Origin of the sequence: Pseudoalteromonas sp. MMG006, from assembly GCF_018101025.1 — a bacterium.
Classification (GTDB): Bacteria; Pseudomonadota; Gammaproteobacteria; order Enterobacterales; family Alteromonadaceae; genus Pseudoalteromonas.
Genome location: NZ_JAGJEJ010000009.1, coordinates 107,786 through 124,369, shown reverse-complemented (window position 1 = coordinate 124,369; position 16,584 = coordinate 107,786). Strand labels below are relative to the sequence as shown.

The window sequence follows — 16,584 nt, the reverse complement described above, 5'->3', positions numbered from 1 at the left end:
GCTATGGCCGCCTTTTTTATTTAATTTATTAAAGAGATTTCAATGGCATTTAAACATATTTCTATTGCGCAAACGCATGAGCTGTTAGATAAAGAAGACGTAGTAATTGCAGATATACGCGATCAAAATTCGTATCAAGCAGGGCATATTCCAGGCTCTGAAGCGCTATCAAACGCAAATATAGCTCAATTTATGATGGAAAAAGAGTTCGACCAACCTATTATTATAGTCTGCTACCACGGCATGAGCTCACAAGGTGCTGCAAGTTACTTAGTTGAGCAAGGTTTTGAAGATGTATACAGTATGGACGGCGGTTTTACTGCATGGGAAGCTGCATATAGTGAGAAAGTAGAGAGATGATTGAGCTTGGCAGTTTAAATAACCCGCGCGCCGCACAAGGCTTTATAGATTATTTAAAAAGCCAAGGTTTACAAGGGCAATTAAGCTCCTCTGATGGTAGCACTGTAATAATTAGCGTTAATCCTGAGCATTTTCATCAAGTACAACCTTTATGGGATGAGTTTATACAAAACCCTAATCATGTGCGCTATCAGCAAGCCTCTTGGGATGTAGGAAGTACGCAATCAGGGCTTACTTATCAAGGTCAGTCGCTAAATTTAATGGCTCGGTTTAAAGCGCTTAGCTGGTTGAACCAAGCAGTAAGTATCATAAGTGTAATTATTTATTTTGCATTTTTATTGGGTGGCTTTGAGCAAATATATACAGTACTTCAGTTTAATCCAGCTCAGCCATTAAGTTGGCTTACGCCTGCACTCGTGCATTTTAGTGCTATGCATTTAGTGTTTAATTTAATTTGGTGGATGTCGCTTGGTGATAATATTGAAAAACAGTGTGGGAAAATTAGCTTAGTAGGACTTTTTGTTGCAACTGCGCTTATTAGCAACTGGGCTCAGTACCTAATTGTAGGCCCCAATTTTGGTGGCTTAAGTGGTGTGGTATATGGGTTATTAGGCTTTTGCTGGATCCATAGCTATTTAAATCCAAAGCAGCCAGCGCTTGTTAGTACGCCAATTATTGGCTTTATGTTAATTTGGTTAGTACTTGGTTTTGCTGATGTGTTATTTGTTGGTATGGCAAACTGGGCGCACTTAGGTGGGCTTTTAAGCGGCATGGCCTATGCGTTTACCGCTAATATGTTTAATGCAAAAAAATAGCTCTCTAATGATACAGGTATTTAGTAAACAAGACTTCACGGATGATCTCTTGACCTGTTTCTTCTTTGAGTAACATTTTTAATTTTTCAGCACATTTTGCTCTGATCTCTTCACGACCAGTTAACGATTTTATTTTTTCTTCAGGCTCTTTTGATAGTATTTCAACTAAGGCATCACGCAGTAATGGTGTATGGTGCTCAACAATAGCAATGTCTGAAGTATCGGTTAGCATTAAATCAATAGTAACCCGTACATAGCCCATTTTTTTACTAGAGGCGCCAATATAGTTAGTGATTATATCTGGCTCAAAACCAAAGTATCCTACGCTCGACTCCGCACGGGCAGTCAGACTCATTATGCTAGCTAAAACTGTAAAAATACATGCGTGTACTATTTTTTTCATAATTCAGTGCGTTTCCGTAAACCAGTTATAAATAGTTTATACTTAATAGTAGGTAATAAACAGCGCCAAGCAATTATTTATCGGCAATAAAACATCACTTTTTCAAATGCTTTGGCAATGTTATCATCGCGTTGGTTTTTATTTTATCGAGCTATTGTGATTACTTATCCCTTGTCTATTTCTGCTAATTGGCAGTCCACTTCATCTGTAAGTGATTTATCTTCTGCTGAACAAGAATGGCTATTTGAGCCAAATTCTTTAACCGCTAAATTAAAAAGTAAATCACAAATATTTAGTGTGAAAGTGTTAAGTGAGCAACTATTTACTTTAAGTCCTGAGCAACAACATTTGCTAAGTTGTGCTACTCAAACAGCAATTAATCGAGAAGTTATTTTACTGTGCGATAACGTACCTATGGTATATGCTCAAAGCTGGTTACCTAAAAGCGATGCAAGCAATCCGTTGCATAATATTGGGGAGCGTCCGTTAGGGGATGTGATTTTTCAAGACCCTGCATTAAAGCGCACAGAAATAGAAATAGCCTCTTTCAACTTCTCTCATTCAATACAACAATTAGTGACGTTGCTAAACTTACCAAACAGAGATCTTTTAGGGCGTCGTAGTGTTTTTTCCCTACACGAATATAAATTTTTAGTGTGCGAAGTATTTTTACCAGGAGCGTATTTGTACTCATGAAATTAGCCTCATTGCATATCAAGCATATTCCTTTTTATATTCAACTAATGCGTATTGATAAGCCAATAGGTACTTTATTACTTTTGTGGCCTACATACTGGGCTTTATGGCTTGCCAATAGCGGTATGCCTAGTTTGCTTAATTTTATTGTATTTACACTTGGAGTGGTTGTTATGCGCAGCGCCGGTTGCGTTATTAACGATTTTGCAGATAGAAAAATAGATGGAGCCGTTAAGCGCACTGCTGGGCGGCCACTCGCTACTGGGCAAGTAAGCGCTGGTGAAGCATTAAGCTTATTTGCACTGCTTATTATCATTGCTTTTGTACTCGTGCTGTTACTGGGTATAAACACTATATTATTGTCGTTTGGGGCGCTTGCTTTAGCATTTTGTTACCCTTTTATGAAGCGTTATACTCAATTACCCCAAGTGGTTTTAGGTGCTGCGTTTGGCTGGGCAATTCCAATGGCCTATATGGCATCAATTAATTTTGTACCGCCGCAAGCATGGCTATTATTCATTGCTAATATCTGCTGGACCGTAGCCTACGATACTATGTATGCAATGGTCGATAGAGATGACGATTTAAAAATAGGGGTAAAGTCTACAGCTATCTTATTTGGTCAATTGGATCGCCATATTATTTTTATATTAAATGCTGTATTTGTCGCAATTGTTGCTTTTGTTGGATTAAGTAACAATTTAGGCGTGGCATTTGGGGTTGGATTGAGTGTTGCTGCAGGCTTACTTATTTATCAGCAAACACTTATTCATAAGCGCGATAGAAGTGATTGCTTTAAAGCATTTTTAAATAATCATTATGTGGGCTTAGCTATTTTTATAGGGTTACTAGTATCTTATCCAATGGCAGTTTAAAGCTTCTAGGCAGGCTTTAAACTACTTATTATTACTACCTTGGTGGGTCTATAATACCGCTTATAGAAGCGTTTTTTCTAAACCACCCGGCTATAGAGTAACGCTCATCAACGGCGGGTAATACTTCATGAGCAAAGCGCTCGCTTTCAAACATAACTAATGTGCCTGCGGTTGGTTTAATCGTTATTTCTACTTCCTTACTTTTAGGTTTATAAATAACAAGTTCACCACCTTGCTCAGGTGTATTTAAATAAAGCACCGTTGTAAATACGCGATTAGATCGCCCTTTAAATGCATCTATATGTTTTTTATAAAAATCCCCATAAGTGTACTTTGCATAGTGGCATTCGTAATCAAATAACCCCATAAAAAAATTACGGTTTAGTGTTGTTTTTATACTTTGCATAATGGCTTGATAGGTAAGCTGTGCTTGAGAGCTGCCATCAAACCAGTAGGTTTTATCTTTACGAATAGTTTTATCTATTTGTAAATCGTTTAAACGGCCAATACCAGCAAGACTAAAGTGAGGGTTTATTCGGTGACAATCGGCTACTAACTCGTTAATTAATTCAGCAACAAGCGCATTATGAATTATGACGTAACCTTGGTGTTCTATATCATCTAAATAGACATCGGAACTAAAAAGTGTGTTCATTCATGTCAGTTGTTTAAAAAAGGTGCGACAGTGTAGCCTAAAAATAGCTAAAGGCTATTGTTTATTATGCCGCACTTTTTTTATTAGCTAAATGTAGTACCCGCTTTTTTTATAAGTGACAGCAGATGCTCTACATGCTCACTAATCGCTGTTTGTTGACTTGTTTGTACCACAAGTTGCTCATGGCTTAAGTCTTTATTCGTTTTTAATTGCACCAAGTTTGAGTGCTCAGCAATTGTATTTGCATGCTCAATGCTCGCAATTGCAAAGTGATTAGATTTTACAACACCGGCAATTACCTGCTCAATACTACCTACTTTTATACTTGACGATTTATTTAAAGAGTCAATAGATTCATTTAGCATAGTTTGGACTTGTTTCGATTGAGAAAAGCAGCCATACATAGGGTAACTATCAAGATCCTGCTTACTAATATCGTTTTTGTGTGCAAGAGGGTGATTTGCTGAAACAAATAAAACGAGTTGATCTGGAAGGTGGATATCGCTACCAATGCTATTTATGGCTTGCGAATAAACGCTTATATCTATTTCACCTTGTTGCAGTTTACGAGTTAGTTCTTGTTGATCTTGCAGCTGCATCTCAATTTTAATATGAGGGTACTGCGCCAAAAATTGCCCACATGAAATAGGTACTACACTGCTTGCTTTGTTGGTATAGCCAATTACTAGCTTTTCGTTGACATTCCCATTCACTGATTCAAAAATACGTTTTTTAGTTAGTTCAAGTTCGCTAAGCGTGTTTTTGGCGTAATCTAGGAAAAGTTCACCTTCAGGCGTTAATTTAACGGAACGGGTTGAACGTTTTACTAGTTCGTGTCCCATTTCATCTTCAAGAGTTTGAATGCTGCGCGTAAGCGCGGAAGTACTGATTTGGGTTTGTTCAGCAGCTTGTCTAAAATGACGTAACACACCAAGCGCTACAAATTGCTCTAATTGTTCAAATCTCACTTTATAGTCCCTTTTTATAAGTAAGTCGTAGTTACTACGAGCATCAAATTGTTACTAATTTCCATACTAAAAATAAGTAAAAATCTAATACTGAAATACATTTGCAAATTTATGCATCTTAAAAGCAGGATACCCCCCTTTAAGTATTAATTAAAGAGAAAAGCGACCAAATAGTATTGCCTTATTTAACAAAGGCTAGTTGTTCATTATTATTTATTTATTTTTATACAACGAATAATATTTAAAAGTTATTTTTAGTCAGTAAGTTAGTAGTAAAAAACAAGCTGACTATTCTAAATAATGAAAAAGTATATTTCTAAAAGGAAAGTACCACCAGGCATCGTTATCATTAAAAGTTGTTCGCTCTACCTAAGTTTTACTTTACGAAGTTACGATTTACTCTATTACTTAATGGCTTGTTTTCAATGCTTTGTAGCTCTATTTCAATAGCATCACACGATATGTGTATTTCAAAAAGAGAAGTTAATAGCGACAAGCTTAAGCAAGCTAAACTTACGCCAAACAAAATAATACCCGTAGTGTTAAATTCAATAAATAATGCGAACATTGATAGCGTGCACAGTAAAAATGAGGCAACACCATACACTTGCATTGTACGTATTAGCTTTATTCGCTTTCTCAAGTTAGTAATTTGAGCAACAACTACAGGACGTATTGATTCACCTTCTCGCGAATTTAACTCTCTAATTAATTGCGCTAAAACTAAAAAACGGTTTGTATAAGCAAGTAACAGAAGTGAAATTGCCGGAAAAAGTAGGCCAGGGGTTGTTAGCGTCATTGTTTTTATCCTAAAAAAGTTACTTACTATACAACTTAGTAGAGTATCGTAGGATATTGTAAACGCAAAACAAATGAGGTGATAATTGCAAAATATTAATACAGATAATTCTCAAAATGCATTTCATTGGGTAACACTCTATAAAGCCGACAATAATCTTGAAGCAAATATTGTAAAAGGGCTTATTTTGAGTGCTGGCATAGAGTGTCAAATTCAAGGTGAAATGTTACAAGGTGCGTTAGGTGAAATCCCATTTGAGCAAACCCAAGTTAGTGTGCAGGTTTATGCGATAAAAGAGCGCCACGCGCGCGAAATATTGGTAAACTATCAGCAAGTAAAACAATCCGCTCCAGATTGGGTATGCCCTAACTGCAATGAGCATAATGGATCAACATTTGATTTCTGTTGGTCATGTGAGACTGTAAAGAATGACTAAAGCGAATAATTTTCAACGTATTAGAGAGCTAAACTACTTACAAAAGGCTGTGTTAGCAAGTGCTTTAATTGAGCGTATGTTACCAAACTATGGCTTATTTAGTGAGGCTACAGGTTTTGGTGATGAAGCATTATTGCGTAGTGCACTTAATGTTTGTTGGGAAAAAATATTATTACCTAAAAGTAAAATTGATCTTGAAAAACAAGTTGAAAAAATTGAGCCGAATGTTCCTGAACTTGCTGACTTTGATATGTTTGGTACTTACCCTGCAATAGATGCGGCGACCTCTTTATTAAGCCTTATGCATGGCCTTATGGGACAAGACGAGCAAGAATTTATCAGCGTAAGTAAAATATCGCAGGCTACAGTGGCGCGTTTTATTGAGTACCAAATGACTGTTGAAGGCGAAATAGCTGACAATAAAGCAGTGCGCGAACACCCATTAATGCAATACGAAATTGACGTGCTCGGGGAGCTAATCGACTTTGTTGAAAATATGGGACGTATTACCTCAGAAAACGTTAAAGCACTTAAAAAGCAAGCTATTGCAGATGGACAAACTAATATTGGTTTGGCGTTATAAACACATTAAGTAGTGATAAAAAGGCAGGAGAAGTACAGTGCGAATTTTAGGCATTGAGTCATCGTGTGATGAAACCGGTATTGCGATTTACGATGATGAAAAAGGCTTATTGGCTCACCAATTATACAGCCAAGTTAAAGTACATGCAGATTATGGTGGTGTAGTACCAGAGCTTGCATCGCGCGATCACGTTCGTAAAACATTACCCCTTATTGACGCAGCTTTTGCGCAAGCTGGTTGCGGCTCTGAAGATTTAGACGGTATTGCCTATACTGCAGGCCCTGGTTTGGTTGGTGCTTTACTCGTTGGTACTTCTATTGGTCGCTCTTTAGCTTATGGTTGGGACATTCCAGCTGTTGCTGTGCATCACATGGAAGGGCATTTACTTGCGCCTATGCTTGAAGAAAACGTACCTGAATTTCCCTTTATTGCTTTACTTGTGTCTGGTGGCCACACCATGATGGTGAAAGTTGCAGGCATTGGGCAATACGAAGTACTAGGTGAGTCGGTAGATGATGCAGCAGGGGAAGCGTTTGATAAAACGGCGAAATTATTAGGGCTTGATTACCCAGGAGGCCCACGCTTAGCTAAAATGGCAGAACAAGGCGTTGCAAAGCGTTTTGTATTTCCGCGTCCAATGACAGATAAACCCGGCCTTGACTTTAGTTTTAGCGGACTCAAAACAGCTGCTTCTATTGCTATTCGTGAAAATGACGACGACGCGCAAACAAAAGCAGATATAGCTCATGCATTTCAAACTGCAGTAATAGATACTTTAGTAATAAAATGTAAGCGGGCGCTAAAACAAACGGGTATTAAACGTTTAGTTATTGCCGGTGGGGTTAGTGCAAATACACAGTTGCGTTTACAGCTAGAGCGCGTAATGCACGGTATGAAAGGGCAAGTATATTATCCTCGCACAGAGTTTTGCACAGATAATGGTGCGATGATTGCTTATGCAGGTATGCAGCGTTTAAAGGCCGGCCAATTTGCTAGCCTAGATATGAAAACAAAACCACGTTGGCCAATAGATAGCTTAGAAGCTATTTAAAGCTAGTGTTTTTTGTTATCAGTGGGGGCTTTTTTAGCGCCCACTTTTGGTTCATCTCCGCTAAATAAACGAATTATATTAGTGCGGTGGCGAAAAATGATTAACAGCGTAATAAACGCCACAGGCAAGGTGTAAAGCGGTTTTATTAACCAAGTATATAGTGGCGCTAAAGAGACTGCTACAAGCGCAGCAAGAGAAGAGTAACGTGTTATTGCAACAATAACCAACCAAGTACAAATTAATAAACCAGCCAGAGATAATCCAATCGGTAGCAATGAACCAAATGCCGTCGCGACTGCTTTTCCGCCTTTAAAACTAAAAAATACAGGGTACATATGCCCTAAACATGCAGCTACAGCCACTAAGCCAAGCTCTAAAGGTTCAAGCTTTAAAAAGTAAGCGCCCCAAACAGGGATAGTGCCTTTTAAAATATCAAAAACCAATACCAAGCATGCAGGAAAAGCACCACCTAAACGATATACGTTGGTAGCACCGGGGTTATTAGAACCGCTATTACGTGGATCGGGTAGTTTGAATAACCGTGATACTAAAATAGCCGAGGAAATCGACCCTAGTAAGTAGGCTAAAACAAACAATAAAATGGTTAACACAAGGCCCCTTATTTTTGAATTACTATACCCATTGGTAGCACTTTTAAGCTATTATTGGCGGCAAAATTTATCGTAAAAATTATAACTGTTATATTTTTTCAGTTAACTTAGCCATTTGGCTATTGTAGAAGTTATTTTTACATATTTAAACACTGGTTAAACCATATACAGTATTAATTTCATTGATGCTTTATATGTTTGCTGAGTTGTTTAGTGTTATTTGGAGTATCAATGGATAAGGTATTTATATCTCAGCTACACGTCGACACAATTATTGGAGTGTACGACTTTGAAAAAGAAAGTAAACAAAGCCTTTATTTTGATATTGAAATGCTCAGCGATATAAAACCTGCAGCTGCAAGTGATGACATTAATTTAGCGCTCGATTATGCAAAAGTAAGTGAGCGTGTAATAGAGCACACAACAGCTAAGCCCGTTGAATTGCTCGAAACGTTAGTTGAGCAATTAGCTAAAATTATACTGACTGAGTTTAATACGCCGCAGGTAACAATTAAAGTGAGCAAGCCCGCAGCTGTTGCCCAAGCCAATACGGTGGGTGTTGAAATTACTCGCACTAAGGCCATGAGCTAAATGGCGCAAATTTATATCAGCTTAGGCTCAAATATAAATAAAGCACATTATATTCGCTGTGCGCTTGTGGCGCTTGAACAGCACTTTTCTGATTTAGTGCATTCTTCTGTTTATGAAAGTGAGGCAGTCGGCTTTGCAGGCAATAACTTTTATAACTCGGTAGTTGCTGCGTCTACGTCAATGCCACTTGAAAATGTATGTAAGTTATTAAAGCAAATAGAGCGAGATAATGGGCGTAACGCGCATGATAAAAAGTTTAGCCCTCGTACTCTCGATTTAGACTTATTATTTTACGATGATGTTATTTGCGACTCTCCAGCACAATTACCACGTGACGAAATTACAAAAAATGCATTTGTTCTTCAGCCATTGTCTGAAGTGGCGCCAAACTTTTATCACCCTGTAGCTAAGCAAACCATAGCCAAGCTTTGGAGTGAGTATAACAACCCTAAACAAAGGCTATGGAAGGTGGAGTTTTCTAACCCATGAGTATTATAGAAATAATTGTTTTAGCCCTGATACAAGGGTTTACTGAGTTTTTACCTATCTCAAGCTCAGCACATTTAATTTTACCTTCGCAAATATTAGGCTGGGAAGATCAAGGTTTAGCTTTTGATGTGGCAGTACATGTAGGTACATTAATCGCCGTAGTCATTTATTTTAGAAAAGAAGTTGCCGATATACTGGGTGCTTGGTTTAAATCGTTTGGTGAACAAGGTACTACAGATGATAGTAAGTTAGGTTGGTGGATTATTCTTGGTACTATTCCTGCTGCTATATTGGGCTTGCTTTTAAAAGACTTTGTTGAGCTTTATCTTCGCAGTGCTTGGGTAATAGCAACCACCACAATCGTATTTGGTTTATTGCTTTGGTACGCAGATGCTAAGGGCAAGCAAATTAAAACGATTTATCAGCTTAACTGGAAAACGGCACTTATTATCGGCTTTGCACAAGCTGTTGCCATGATCCCAGGAACTTCTCGCTCAGGTATCACCATGACTGCTGGTTTAATGCTAGGCATGAATAAGCAAAGCGCCGCGCGCTTTTCATTTTTATTAGCAATACCTATTATTTCTATGATGGGCCTTTATTACACTGCTGAGCTTGCGCTAGGTGACCACGTAGTTGATTGGAGCACATTATTACTAGGTGTAGTGCTTTCGTTTTTATCAGCTTATGCATGTATATTTATGTTTTTAAAAGTAATTGAGCGAATGGGAATGTTGCCATTTGTGATTTACAGGTTGTTACTTGGTGTAGGGTTAATTGTATTTTTAACGCTGTAGTTTAGCTTAAAAGTAAAAGCCCTCTTTGTTAAGAGGGCTTTTTTATTTCTAATTAGCCGTATTTAGGCATTAGTGAATTGTGTATACGTGCATAGTAACTAAGCGCGAAATTTGGCATTATAGCGCCATTAAATTTGCAGATGTGCAAAGCAGTGAAGGATTAAATAAAAGTTATGCATATACATATTTTAGGCATTTGCGGCACCTTTATGGGCGGTATAGCAGCTATAGCTAAATCACTTGGCCATAAGGTAACTGGGTCGGATCAAAATGTTTATCCGCCAATGAGCACGCAACTTGAAGAGTTAGGTATTGAGCTGACTCAAGGTTACAACGTAAACCAGTTAGAGCCCAAGCCAGATATGGTGGTAATTGGTAATGCAATGAGCCGTGGTAACCCGTGTGTAGAGTATGTGTTAGATAATGGCCTACCTTACACATCAGGACCTGAGTGGCTTAAGCATAACTTACTGCAAGACTCTTGGGTGCTTGCGGTTGCTGGTACGCATGGCAAAACTACGACAGCGAGTATGCTGGCGTGGATACTTGAATATGCAGGTTTAAAACCAGGTTTTTTAATTGGTGGCATAGTTCAAAATTTTGGTGTGTCGGCCAAAGTGGGCGAAACTCCGTTTTTTGTAATTGAAGCCGATGAATACGATACCGCCTTTTTTGATAAGCGTAGTAAGTTTGTTCATTATTTACCGCGTACGCTAATTTTAAATAATCTAGAATTTGATCACGCAGATATTTTTGAAAATTTAAATGCAATTAAAAAACAATTTCATCACTTAATGCGTACATTACCCCAAAGCGGCAAAGTTATTTGGCCACAGCAAGATATAGCACTGAGCGATGTTATTAATCAAGGCTTGTGGAGTGAAAGTGAAACACTTGATGGCGATTGGACGTACGAGTTATTAAAAGCTGACGGTAGTGAATTTAATGTACTGTTAAATAACGAAAGCCAGGGCACTGTTAATTGGCAGGCAATTGGCGAGCATAATGTAAAAAATGCGATTATGGCTATCGCTGCTGCGCGCCATGTAGGTATTGCTATAGAGAATAGTATTGCTGCGCTTGGGGAGTTTATTAGCCCTAAAAGGCGAATGGAGCTCAAAGCAGATATAAGTAACATTAAAGTTTACGATGATTTTGCGCATCACCCAACAGCCATTAAAACCACACTTGCTGGGCTTCGAGCAAAAGTGGGCGATGAAAAAATTATCGCTATTTTAGAGCCCCGTTCAAATACCATGAAAATGGGCGTGCATCAGCATACATTGCTAGATTCGCTACGCGATGCTGACGATGTGCTTTTATTTGAGCCAGATAACTTAAGCTGGTCACTGAAAGAGCAAGCTGATAAGGCTGGTATGCAATGCATTAACAGCACAAAAGCAATTGTTGATATAGCGCTTGAAAACATACAGCCTAATCAACACATTTTAATTATGAGTAACGGCGGTTTTAATGGTTTACATCAACAACTAGTTGACGGTTTATCCAATAAATTCAGCGGAGAATAGTGTGCAATTTAAAGATAAAATTACCCTCGCATTTAGTGGTGCCTCAGGTGCCCCTTACGGTTTAAAATTGTTAGAAGTATTGATTGAACAGCAATTTCAAGTATATGTACTCATATCAAGTGCAGCGCGAGTGGTACTTGATACTGAATCAAACATTAAATTATCAGGCAACGAAGACAAAGCAACAGAGCAGCTAAGCACGTTATTTAACGCTAAAGCTGAGCAATTAAAAGTATTTGGTAAAGATAACTGGTTTAGTCCGGTAGCCTCCGGCTCTGCTGCACCTAAAAAAATGGTAGTATGCCCATGTAGTGCAGGCTCTGTTTCGGCAATTGCAGTAGGCGCATCAGATAACTTATTAGAGCGTGCTGCCGATGTGGTTATTAAAGAACGCGGACAGCTAATTTTAGTACCTCGCGAAACGCCATTCAACGAGATCCATTTGGAAAATATGCTTAAGTTATCTCGTTTAGGAGTGACTATTATGCCCGCTGCGCCTGGTTTCTATCATAAACCGCAAAGCATTGAAGATTTAGTTGATTTTATGGTGGCGCGAATTTTAGATCATTTAAACATTGAACATAACCTAACAAAACGTTGGGGTTATGGTGAGGGTAAATAATGAGTAAGCAAAATATTGCTTTAAATATAGAAGGCCTGACCAAGGTTTATAAAAATGGCGTAGAGGCTATTAAAGGGGTTGATTTACAAGTTAATGAGGGCGATTTTTTTGCTTTATTAGGCCCCAATGGCGCGGGTAAATCGACCACCATAGGTGTTATATCGTCTTTGGTTAATAAAACAAAAGGCAAGGTTGAAGTATTTGGGCACAATATTGATACAGACTTAGAGGCAGCTAAAGCGCATTTAGGGCTTGTTCCGCAAGAGTTTAACTTTAGCCAGTTTGAAACGTTAGGCCAAATACTGGTTAACCAAGCCGGTTATTACGGTGTTACTCGCAGCGAGGCGCACAAACGCGCTGATAAGTATTTAAAGCAACTAGGTTTACTTGAGAAAAAAGACAAGCAGGCACGCACGCTTTCAGGTGGCATGAAGCGCCGATTAATGATTGCTCGCGCACTTATGCACGAGCCAAAGCTACTTATACTTGATGAACCAACAGCAGGGGTAGATATAGAGCTTCGTCGTTCAATGTGGGAATTTTTACGTCAAATTAATGAGCAAGGCGTTACCATTATCTTAACAACCCATTACCTTGAAGAGGCAGAGTTGTTGTGTAAAAACATTGCCATTATTGATACTGGTCGCATTGTTGAAAACACGACGATTAAAGCGCTGCTTGCAAAGCTTGATAAAGAAACCTTTATTTTAGATTTAAAAATGCCAGCCAACCCAGTAACGCTTGCAGGTTATAAATTTACAATGACGGACGATCATACAATTGAAGTCGAAGTAGCTAAGTCACAAGGCTTAAATGCAGTATTTAGTGCGCTTACTGAGCAAGGTAATACGGTATTAAGCATGCGTAACAAAGCAAACAGATTAGAAGAGTTATTTGTAGGATTACTAGAGCAAGGGCGGGGCGAATAAATGTTTAAATATGGCGTAGCGCTAAAAAGTTTATGGATTAAAGAGTGTATTCGTTTTTTACGTATTTGGGTGCAAACCCTAGTACCGCCAGCAATTACGATGAGCTTGTACTTTGTTATTTTTGGTAATTTAATTGGCTCACGCATTGGCGACATGGGCGGTTTTAGCTACATGGAGTTTATTGTACCTGGGCTTATAATGATGTCGGTCATAACTAACTCCTACTCCAATGTGGCCTCTAGTTTTTACTCCACTAAATTTCAAAAAAGTATAGAAGAGCTACTTGTTGCACCTGTACCTAATTATATTATTGTACTTGGCTATATGGGCGGTGGTATGACACGGGGCATGATGGTTGGCTTTATAGTGACCTGTGTATCGCTGTTATTTGTTGATATTCAAATACACAATATATTCGTAATTATGGCGACGGTTATTTTAACGTCAGCTGTATTTGCATTAGGTGGGTTAATTAACGCGATTTACGCAAATAGTTTTGATGATATCAGCATTATCCCCACCTTCATACTAACGCCATTAACTTACTTAGGCGGTGTATTTTATTCGATTACACTATTGCCTGAATTTTGGCAAAATGTGTCACAAATCAACCCCATTATATACATGGTTAATGCGTTTCGTTACGGTTTTTTAGGTGTGTCAGATGTTGATTTAAGCGTAGCACTTGGGGTTATTTTAGTGTTTATTACGGTGTTATTTACTTTAGCGCTTACTTTAATTAAAAAAGGTGTGGGGCTAAGACACTAATGAGCGATGCAAATTCACGCAGTATTGTATCTAACCAAGCGGGTATTCACGAGAAGCTTGATGAAATAGTAAATAAACATTTAAACGCTGAGTTTAAAAAGCCAATTGCTGAGCACACACAAAAAGCGTTTGATGAAGTAAACGCTAAAGTGCAGGCCTTTAATGGCCCGCTTATTTTAGACTCGTGTTGTGGAGTAGGTGAAAGTAGTGCGAATTTAGCTAAGCGTCACCCCGATGCATTGGTTATTGGTATTGATAAATCGTCACACCGACTTGATAAACACGACGTAGAATACAAGCAAACAGATAGCGGGCAGTATATTTTAGTGCAAGCCGATTTAAACGACTTTTGGCGTTTAGCGGTTGCAGCTAACTGGCAGCCTACACATCATTATTTGCTATACCCTAACCCATGGCCTAAATCTAAGCATATCCAGCGTAGGTGGCATGGTGCAGCTATTTTTCCGTTTATTGTTAAACTAGGCGGACAATTAGAAGTACGCAGTAACTGGGATATTTATGTTAAAGAATTTGCAAGGGCCCTGGCATTAACTGGCAACCCTTGCGATGTAACATTGTATGAGTCAGATGATGCAATTACACCCTTTGAGCGTAAATACTGGGCCAGTGGCCAACAAAGTCACCGCTTAGTTATTAGCCTTTAGAGTATTGTTTCTTCTTCCGTTATAGTATTAACGTGTGGCGCTGGTTGAGCAAAGTAATTACCTTGCATCAGCGTCACATTTGCTTTTTTAAGTGCTGTGACTATCGTGGTGTTTTCAACAGACTCAGCGACTAGTTTTAGCCCTAATTTGTTTGCAAAACTTGCTATATGCTCGATAAATAAGTAAATATCTTTATCGTTCACTATTTGTTTTATTAATGCACCGTCTAACTTAATGCCATCTACTTCAAGTTTTAGTACGTTTGATATATTTGAATAGCCGCTACCAAAGTCATCAATAATTACTTTTACACCTTTTGCTTTAACCATACCAATAAACGCTTTTACTTCTGAAAAGTTAGCAATAGCTTGGGTTTCTAAAAGCTCTAGGGTGATATTGTTTGGATGCGGATAACGTTTAAGTTCATAAGCAATGAATTCGCTTAAATTGGGGTCAAGCATATCTTGCGCGGTTATATTTAGGCTCCAGCAAATGTTGGTTTTTCTAAAGCGGCTTATGCACTGAGAAAATATAGTACGAGTTAGTAAGCCATCCATTCTTGAGCGAGTGACCACATTCAAAAATGCATCTGGTTTTAGTATTTCTCCCTGCGCCGTTACCATGCGTGCTAAACATTCATATTGGATAACTTTATCTGTAGTTGTATCAACTATTGGCTGAAAGTGCGGCACTATACGGTTGTTATCAAATGCTTCGCGTACTTCTTTTGCCATTTCTACATTGTACTGATATTGAGTTTTTACATCGTGCAGGGCTTTTGAGTAATTAACGATACTGTGTCGGCCCTGTTTAGCTTGAAGTGCTGCAATATGGGCATTTTCAAGTAGTAATGATTTGTTACCGCTGGCGATCCCTGCACATAAAGTTATATAAATAAAAGGGTCGGTTAAAACGGGCGTATTAAAGTTATAGGTTTTAACAAATTCAGTGAACTCGTCATTGCTCATCTCTTTAGGCGCAAGTAGTACAATTTTATTGGTAGCTAAACGATATATATAGCAATTTACAGAGCTGCGCAGTTTAAAGTGAGTGAGCAAGTTTTTCATCACTCTATCACCCACTTCAGTGCCGTAAAAACTATTTATATCTTCTATTTCATTAACCCAAATTACGGCTAATTGCATGTGATGAGCATTGCTTTTTTTTATGTAGTATTCAAGCGCTATATGGTTTGAAAAGCCAGTACTTGAATCCGTCGCTAGCGAGCGTTTAAGTAAATAAACATATATAGCGGCCACTAAAATAGCGATAAAAAAGAAAAAACTCGCCATAGCAGCGGCCTTCGATACACTTTCTTTAAGTTGTTGGTTTAAGTTATAGATAGTTATATCGGCACCGGTCAGGTAGGTTTTGCCGTTAACTGGGTCAACAAAAGGGATAAAAATGGTTTTGAAATGTCCCCACTGGTCGCTCGAAATTTCAAACACGGGTTCAGTAGAATAAAAAGCGCTAATGTTAGCGTCGGTAGCTTCAGGGTAGAGATCTAAAAGTTGAGTTACTTTGCCGTCATTTTGATCGTCTTGGGTATAGCTTGATGAGCTAAAATATACTTTGCCGTCTTTTAGTATCATTGAATAAACATAGGCAATATCAAGTGCGCGAGAAAATTCAGAAAGCTGTTTACTTTTAGTTTGGTACTCAGCAAAACTTATATTAGCACCTTCGTTTACAGCTATTAAGTATTCTTCGCCTAGAATATGTTTAACGCTGGTGGCTGCATTTAGTAAACGATTATCGACCGATTGCATTATTTCAGCACGTGTAGTTTGGTAGGTGTAGTAAACATAGGTAAGCAAGCTTATTAAAAATAAGCTAAACCCGGCCATAATCCAACTAACTTTCACTCTTCCTTTAAGCATACGTGTCCCTTTTTTGTTATCAAATTTATTATACGCAAAATGAAAAAATGCCCAATAAATAA

Annotated in this window: 21 protein-coding genes; 15 read left to right on the top strand and 6 right to left on the bottom strand. The window is 38.3% G+C overall.

Going from position 1 to position 16,584, the window contains the following annotated elements; translation table 11 throughout:
* Nucleotides 1-42 precede the first annotated feature (42 nt).
* The gene (gene glpE, locus J8L73_RS10950; protein WP_211017039.1) at nucleotides 43-360 is read left to right on the top strand and encodes a thiosulfate sulfurtransferase GlpE; all 318 of its coding nucleotides are present in this window, start codon (nucleotides 43-45) and stop codon (nucleotides 358-360) included.
* Nucleotides 357-1,175, top strand: a complete 819-nt coding sequence (gene glpG, locus J8L73_RS10945; protein ID WP_211017030.1) for a rhomboid family intramembrane serine protease GlpG — start codon at nucleotides 357-359, stop codon at nucleotides 1,173-1,175. Before glpE ends, glpG begins: the two co-directional genes overlap by 4 nt.
* A gap of 4 nt (nucleotides 1,176-1,179) precedes the next feature.
* Here glpG and J8L73_RS10940 read toward each other — a convergent pair whose 3' ends face one another.
* The gene (locus tag J8L73_RS10940) at nucleotides 1,180-1,578 is read right to left on the bottom strand and encodes a flagellar basal body-associated protein FliL (protein ID WP_211000894.1); all 399 of its coding nucleotides are present in this window, start codon (nucleotides 1,576-1,578) and stop codon (nucleotides 1,180-1,182) included.
* A 156-nt stretch (nucleotides 1,579-1,734) separates the two neighbouring features.
* Between J8L73_RS10940 and J8L73_RS10935 the strand changes: the two genes are divergently transcribed.
* Together J8L73_RS10935 and ubiA are read left to right on the top strand one after the other, a co-directional pair.
* Nucleotides 1,735-2,274: a chorismate lyase gene (locus tag J8L73_RS10935; RefSeq protein WP_211017027.1), complete on the top strand. Its 540-nt coding sequence runs from the start codon at nucleotides 1,735-1,737 to the stop codon at nucleotides 2,272-2,274.
* The gene (ubiA, locus tag J8L73_RS10930) at nucleotides 2,271-3,149 is read left to right on the top strand and encodes a 4-hydroxybenzoate octaprenyltransferase (RefSeq protein WP_211017025.1); all 879 of its coding nucleotides are present in this window, start codon (nucleotides 2,271-2,273) and stop codon (nucleotides 3,147-3,149) included. The genes J8L73_RS10935 and ubiA overlap by 4 nt, the downstream gene beginning before the upstream one ends.
* Nucleotides 3,150-3,183: 34 nt before the next feature.
* Here ubiA and J8L73_RS10925 read toward each other — a convergent pair whose 3' ends face one another.
* The 3 genes from J8L73_RS10925 to J8L73_RS10915 form a co-directional block, all read right to left on the bottom strand.
* Nucleotides 3,184-3,804 (bottom strand): 2OG-Fe(II) oxygenase, encoded by a 621-nt coding sequence (locus J8L73_RS10925; RefSeq protein ID WP_211017018.1) that lies wholly within the window; start codon nucleotides 3,802-3,804, stop codon nucleotides 3,184-3,186.
* Between the two features lie 83 nt (nucleotides 3,805-3,887).
* Entirely contained in the window at nucleotides 3,888-4,772 is an 885-nt protein-coding gene (locus tag J8L73_RS10920) for a LysR family transcriptional regulator (protein ID WP_211017016.1), read from the bottom strand.
* Between the two features lie 376 nt (nucleotides 4,773-5,148).
* On the bottom strand, nucleotides 5,149-5,571 hold the full coding sequence (locus J8L73_RS10915; RefSeq protein ID WP_211000890.1) for a DUF2721 domain-containing protein: 423 nt from the start codon (nucleotides 5,569-5,571) through the stop codon (nucleotides 5,149-5,151).
* Between the two features lie 85 nt (nucleotides 5,572-5,656).
* On the opposite strand from J8L73_RS10915, the gene J8L73_RS10910 reads away from it, so the two are divergent.
* The 3 genes from J8L73_RS10910 to tsaD are packed head-to-tail and all read left to right on the top strand — an operon-like array spanning nucleotide 5,657 to nucleotide 7,641.
* A complete protein-coding gene (locus tag J8L73_RS10910) occupies nucleotides 5,657-6,007 on the top strand; it encodes a DUF2007 domain-containing protein (protein ID WP_211000889.1) in 351 nt (116 codons plus the stop codon).
* On the top strand, nucleotides 6,000-6,590 hold the full coding sequence (locus J8L73_RS10905; RefSeq protein ID WP_211000888.1) for a YjaG family protein: 591 nt from the start codon (nucleotides 6,000-6,002) through the stop codon (nucleotides 6,588-6,590). The genes J8L73_RS10910 and J8L73_RS10905 overlap by 8 nt, the downstream gene beginning before the upstream one ends.
* 37 nt (nucleotides 6,591-6,627) lie before the next feature.
* Nucleotides 6,628-7,641: a tRNA (adenosine(37)-N6)-threonylcarbamoyltransferase complex transferase subunit TsaD gene (tsaD, locus tag J8L73_RS10900; RefSeq protein WP_211017014.1), complete on the top strand. Its 1,014-nt coding sequence runs from the start codon at nucleotides 6,628-6,630 to the stop codon at nucleotides 7,639-7,641.
* A gap of 2 nt (nucleotides 7,642-7,643) precedes the next feature.
* Here the strand turns inward: tsaD and plsY are convergent, their stop codons facing one another.
* Nucleotides 7,644-8,252, bottom strand: coding sequence for a glycerol-3-phosphate 1-O-acyltransferase PlsY (gene plsY, locus J8L73_RS10895; protein ID WP_211000886.1), 609 nt, complete (start codon nucleotides 8,250-8,252; stop codon nucleotides 7,644-7,646).
* Between the two features lie 231 nt (nucleotides 8,253-8,483).
* On the opposite strand from plsY, the gene folB reads away from it, so the two are divergent.
* The 8 genes from folB (at nucleotide 8,484) to J8L73_RS10855 (ending at nucleotide 14,642) form a co-directional block, all read left to right on the top strand.
* On the top strand, nucleotides 8,484-8,843 hold the full coding sequence (gene folB / locus J8L73_RS10890) for a dihydroneopterin aldolase (protein ID WP_089346926.1): 360 nt from the start codon (nucleotides 8,484-8,486) through the stop codon (nucleotides 8,841-8,843).
* Nucleotides 8,844-9,332 carry a 2-amino-4-hydroxy-6-hydroxymethyldihydropteridine diphosphokinase gene (gene folK / locus J8L73_RS10885; protein ID WP_211017012.1) on the top strand — a complete coding sequence of 163 codons (489 nt, stop codon included), beginning with the start codon at nucleotides 8,844-8,846 and terminating at the stop codon, nucleotides 9,330-9,332.
* The gene (locus J8L73_RS10880; RefSeq protein ID WP_211017010.1) at nucleotides 9,329-10,129 is read left to right on the top strand and encodes an undecaprenyl-diphosphate phosphatase; all 801 of its coding nucleotides are present in this window, start codon (nucleotides 9,329-9,331) and stop codon (nucleotides 10,127-10,129) included. Before folK ends, J8L73_RS10880 begins: the two co-directional genes overlap by 4 nt.
* Nucleotides 10,130-10,302: 173 nt before the next feature.
* Nucleotides 10,303-11,658 (top strand): UDP-N-acetylmuramate:L-alanyl-gamma-D-glutamyl-meso-diaminopimelate ligase, encoded by a 1,356-nt coding sequence (mpl, locus tag J8L73_RS10875; RefSeq protein ID WP_211017009.1) that lies wholly within the window; start codon nucleotides 10,303-10,305, stop codon nucleotides 11,656-11,658.
* A gap of 1 nt (nucleotide 11,659) precedes the next feature.
* Nucleotides 11,660-12,280 carry a flavin prenyltransferase UbiX gene (locus J8L73_RS10870; protein WP_211000880.1) on the top strand — a complete coding sequence of 207 codons (621 nt, stop codon included), beginning with the start codon at nucleotides 11,660-11,662 and terminating at the stop codon, nucleotides 12,278-12,280.
* Nucleotides 12,280-13,209, top strand: a complete 930-nt coding sequence (locus J8L73_RS10865) for an ABC transporter ATP-binding protein (RefSeq protein ID WP_211017007.1) — start codon at nucleotides 12,280-12,282, stop codon at nucleotides 13,207-13,209. The genes J8L73_RS10870 and J8L73_RS10865 overlap by 1 nt, the downstream gene beginning before the upstream one ends.
* Nucleotides 13,210-13,977 (top strand): ABC transporter permease, encoded by a 768-nt coding sequence (locus tag J8L73_RS10860; protein ID WP_058548677.1) that lies wholly within the window; start codon nucleotides 13,210-13,212, stop codon nucleotides 13,975-13,977. It abuts the gene before it with no gap.
* Entirely contained in the window at nucleotides 13,977-14,642 is a 666-nt protein-coding gene (locus J8L73_RS10855; protein WP_211017005.1) for an SAM-dependent methyltransferase, read from the top strand. Before J8L73_RS10860 ends, J8L73_RS10855 begins: the two co-directional genes overlap by 1 nt.
* Here J8L73_RS10855 and J8L73_RS10850 read toward each other — a convergent pair.
* Nucleotides 14,639-16,522: a GGDEF domain-containing protein gene (locus tag J8L73_RS10850; protein WP_211017003.1), complete on the bottom strand. Its 1,884-nt coding sequence runs from the start codon at nucleotides 16,520-16,522 to the stop codon at nucleotides 14,639-14,641. The two genes, J8L73_RS10855 and J8L73_RS10850, sit on opposite strands and share 4 nt — an antisense overlap.
* Between the last annotated feature and the right edge of the window lie 62 nt (nucleotides 16,523-16,584).

Excerpts from the sequence above, each read along its gene's own strand:
- J8L73_RS10850 (WP_211017003.1), bottom strand. The coding sequence starts at position 16,522 with ATGCTTAAAGGAAGAGTGAAAGTTAGTTGGATTATGGCCGGGTTTAGC.
- J8L73_RS10925 (WP_211017018.1), bottom strand. The coding sequence starts at position 3,804 with ATGAACACACTTTTTAGTTCCGATGTCTATTTAGATGATATAGAACAC.
- J8L73_RS10860 (WP_058548677.1), top strand. The coding sequence starts at position 13,210 with ATGTTTAAATATGGCGTAGCGCTAAAAAGTTTATGGATTAAAGAGTGT.
- J8L73_RS10905 (WP_211000888.1), top strand. The coding sequence starts at position 6,000 with ATGACTAAAGCGAATAATTTTCAACGTATTAGAGAGCTAAACTACTTA.
- ubiA (WP_211017025.1), top strand. The coding sequence starts at position 2,271 with ATGAAATTAGCCTCATTGCATATCAAGCATATTCCTTTTTATATTCAA.
- J8L73_RS10855 (WP_211017005.1), top strand. The coding sequence starts at position 13,977 with ATGAGCGATGCAAATTCACGCAGTATTGTATCTAACCAAGCGGGTATT.
- J8L73_RS10940 (WP_211000894.1), bottom strand. The coding sequence starts at position 1,578 with ATGAAAAAAATAGTACACGCATGTATTTTTACAGTTTTAGCTAGCATA.
- folK (WP_211017012.1), top strand. The coding sequence starts at position 8,844 with ATGGCGCAAATTTATATCAGCTTAGGCTCAAATATAAATAAAGCACAT.
- glpE (WP_211017039.1), top strand. The coding sequence starts at position 43 with ATGGCATTTAAACATATTTCTATTGCGCAAACGCATGAGCTGTTAGAT.
- glpG (WP_211017030.1), top strand. The coding sequence starts at position 357 with ATGATTGAGCTTGGCAGTTTAAATAACCCGCGCGCCGCACAAGGCTTT.
- mpl (WP_211017009.1), top strand. The coding sequence starts at position 10,303 with ATGCATATACATATTTTAGGCATTTGCGGCACCTTTATGGGCGGTATA.
- J8L73_RS10915 (WP_211000890.1), bottom strand. The coding sequence starts at position 5,571 with ATGACGCTAACAACCCCTGGCCTACTTTTTCCGGCAATTTCACTTCTG.
- J8L73_RS10865 (WP_211017007.1), top strand. The coding sequence starts at position 12,280 with ATGAGTAAGCAAAATATTGCTTTAAATATAGAAGGCCTGACCAAGGTT.
- J8L73_RS10880 (WP_211017010.1), top strand. The coding sequence starts at position 9,329 with ATGAGTATTATAGAAATAATTGTTTTAGCCCTGATACAAGGGTTTACT.
- folB (WP_089346926.1), top strand. The coding sequence starts at position 8,484 with ATGGATAAGGTATTTATATCTCAGCTACACGTCGACACAATTATTGGA.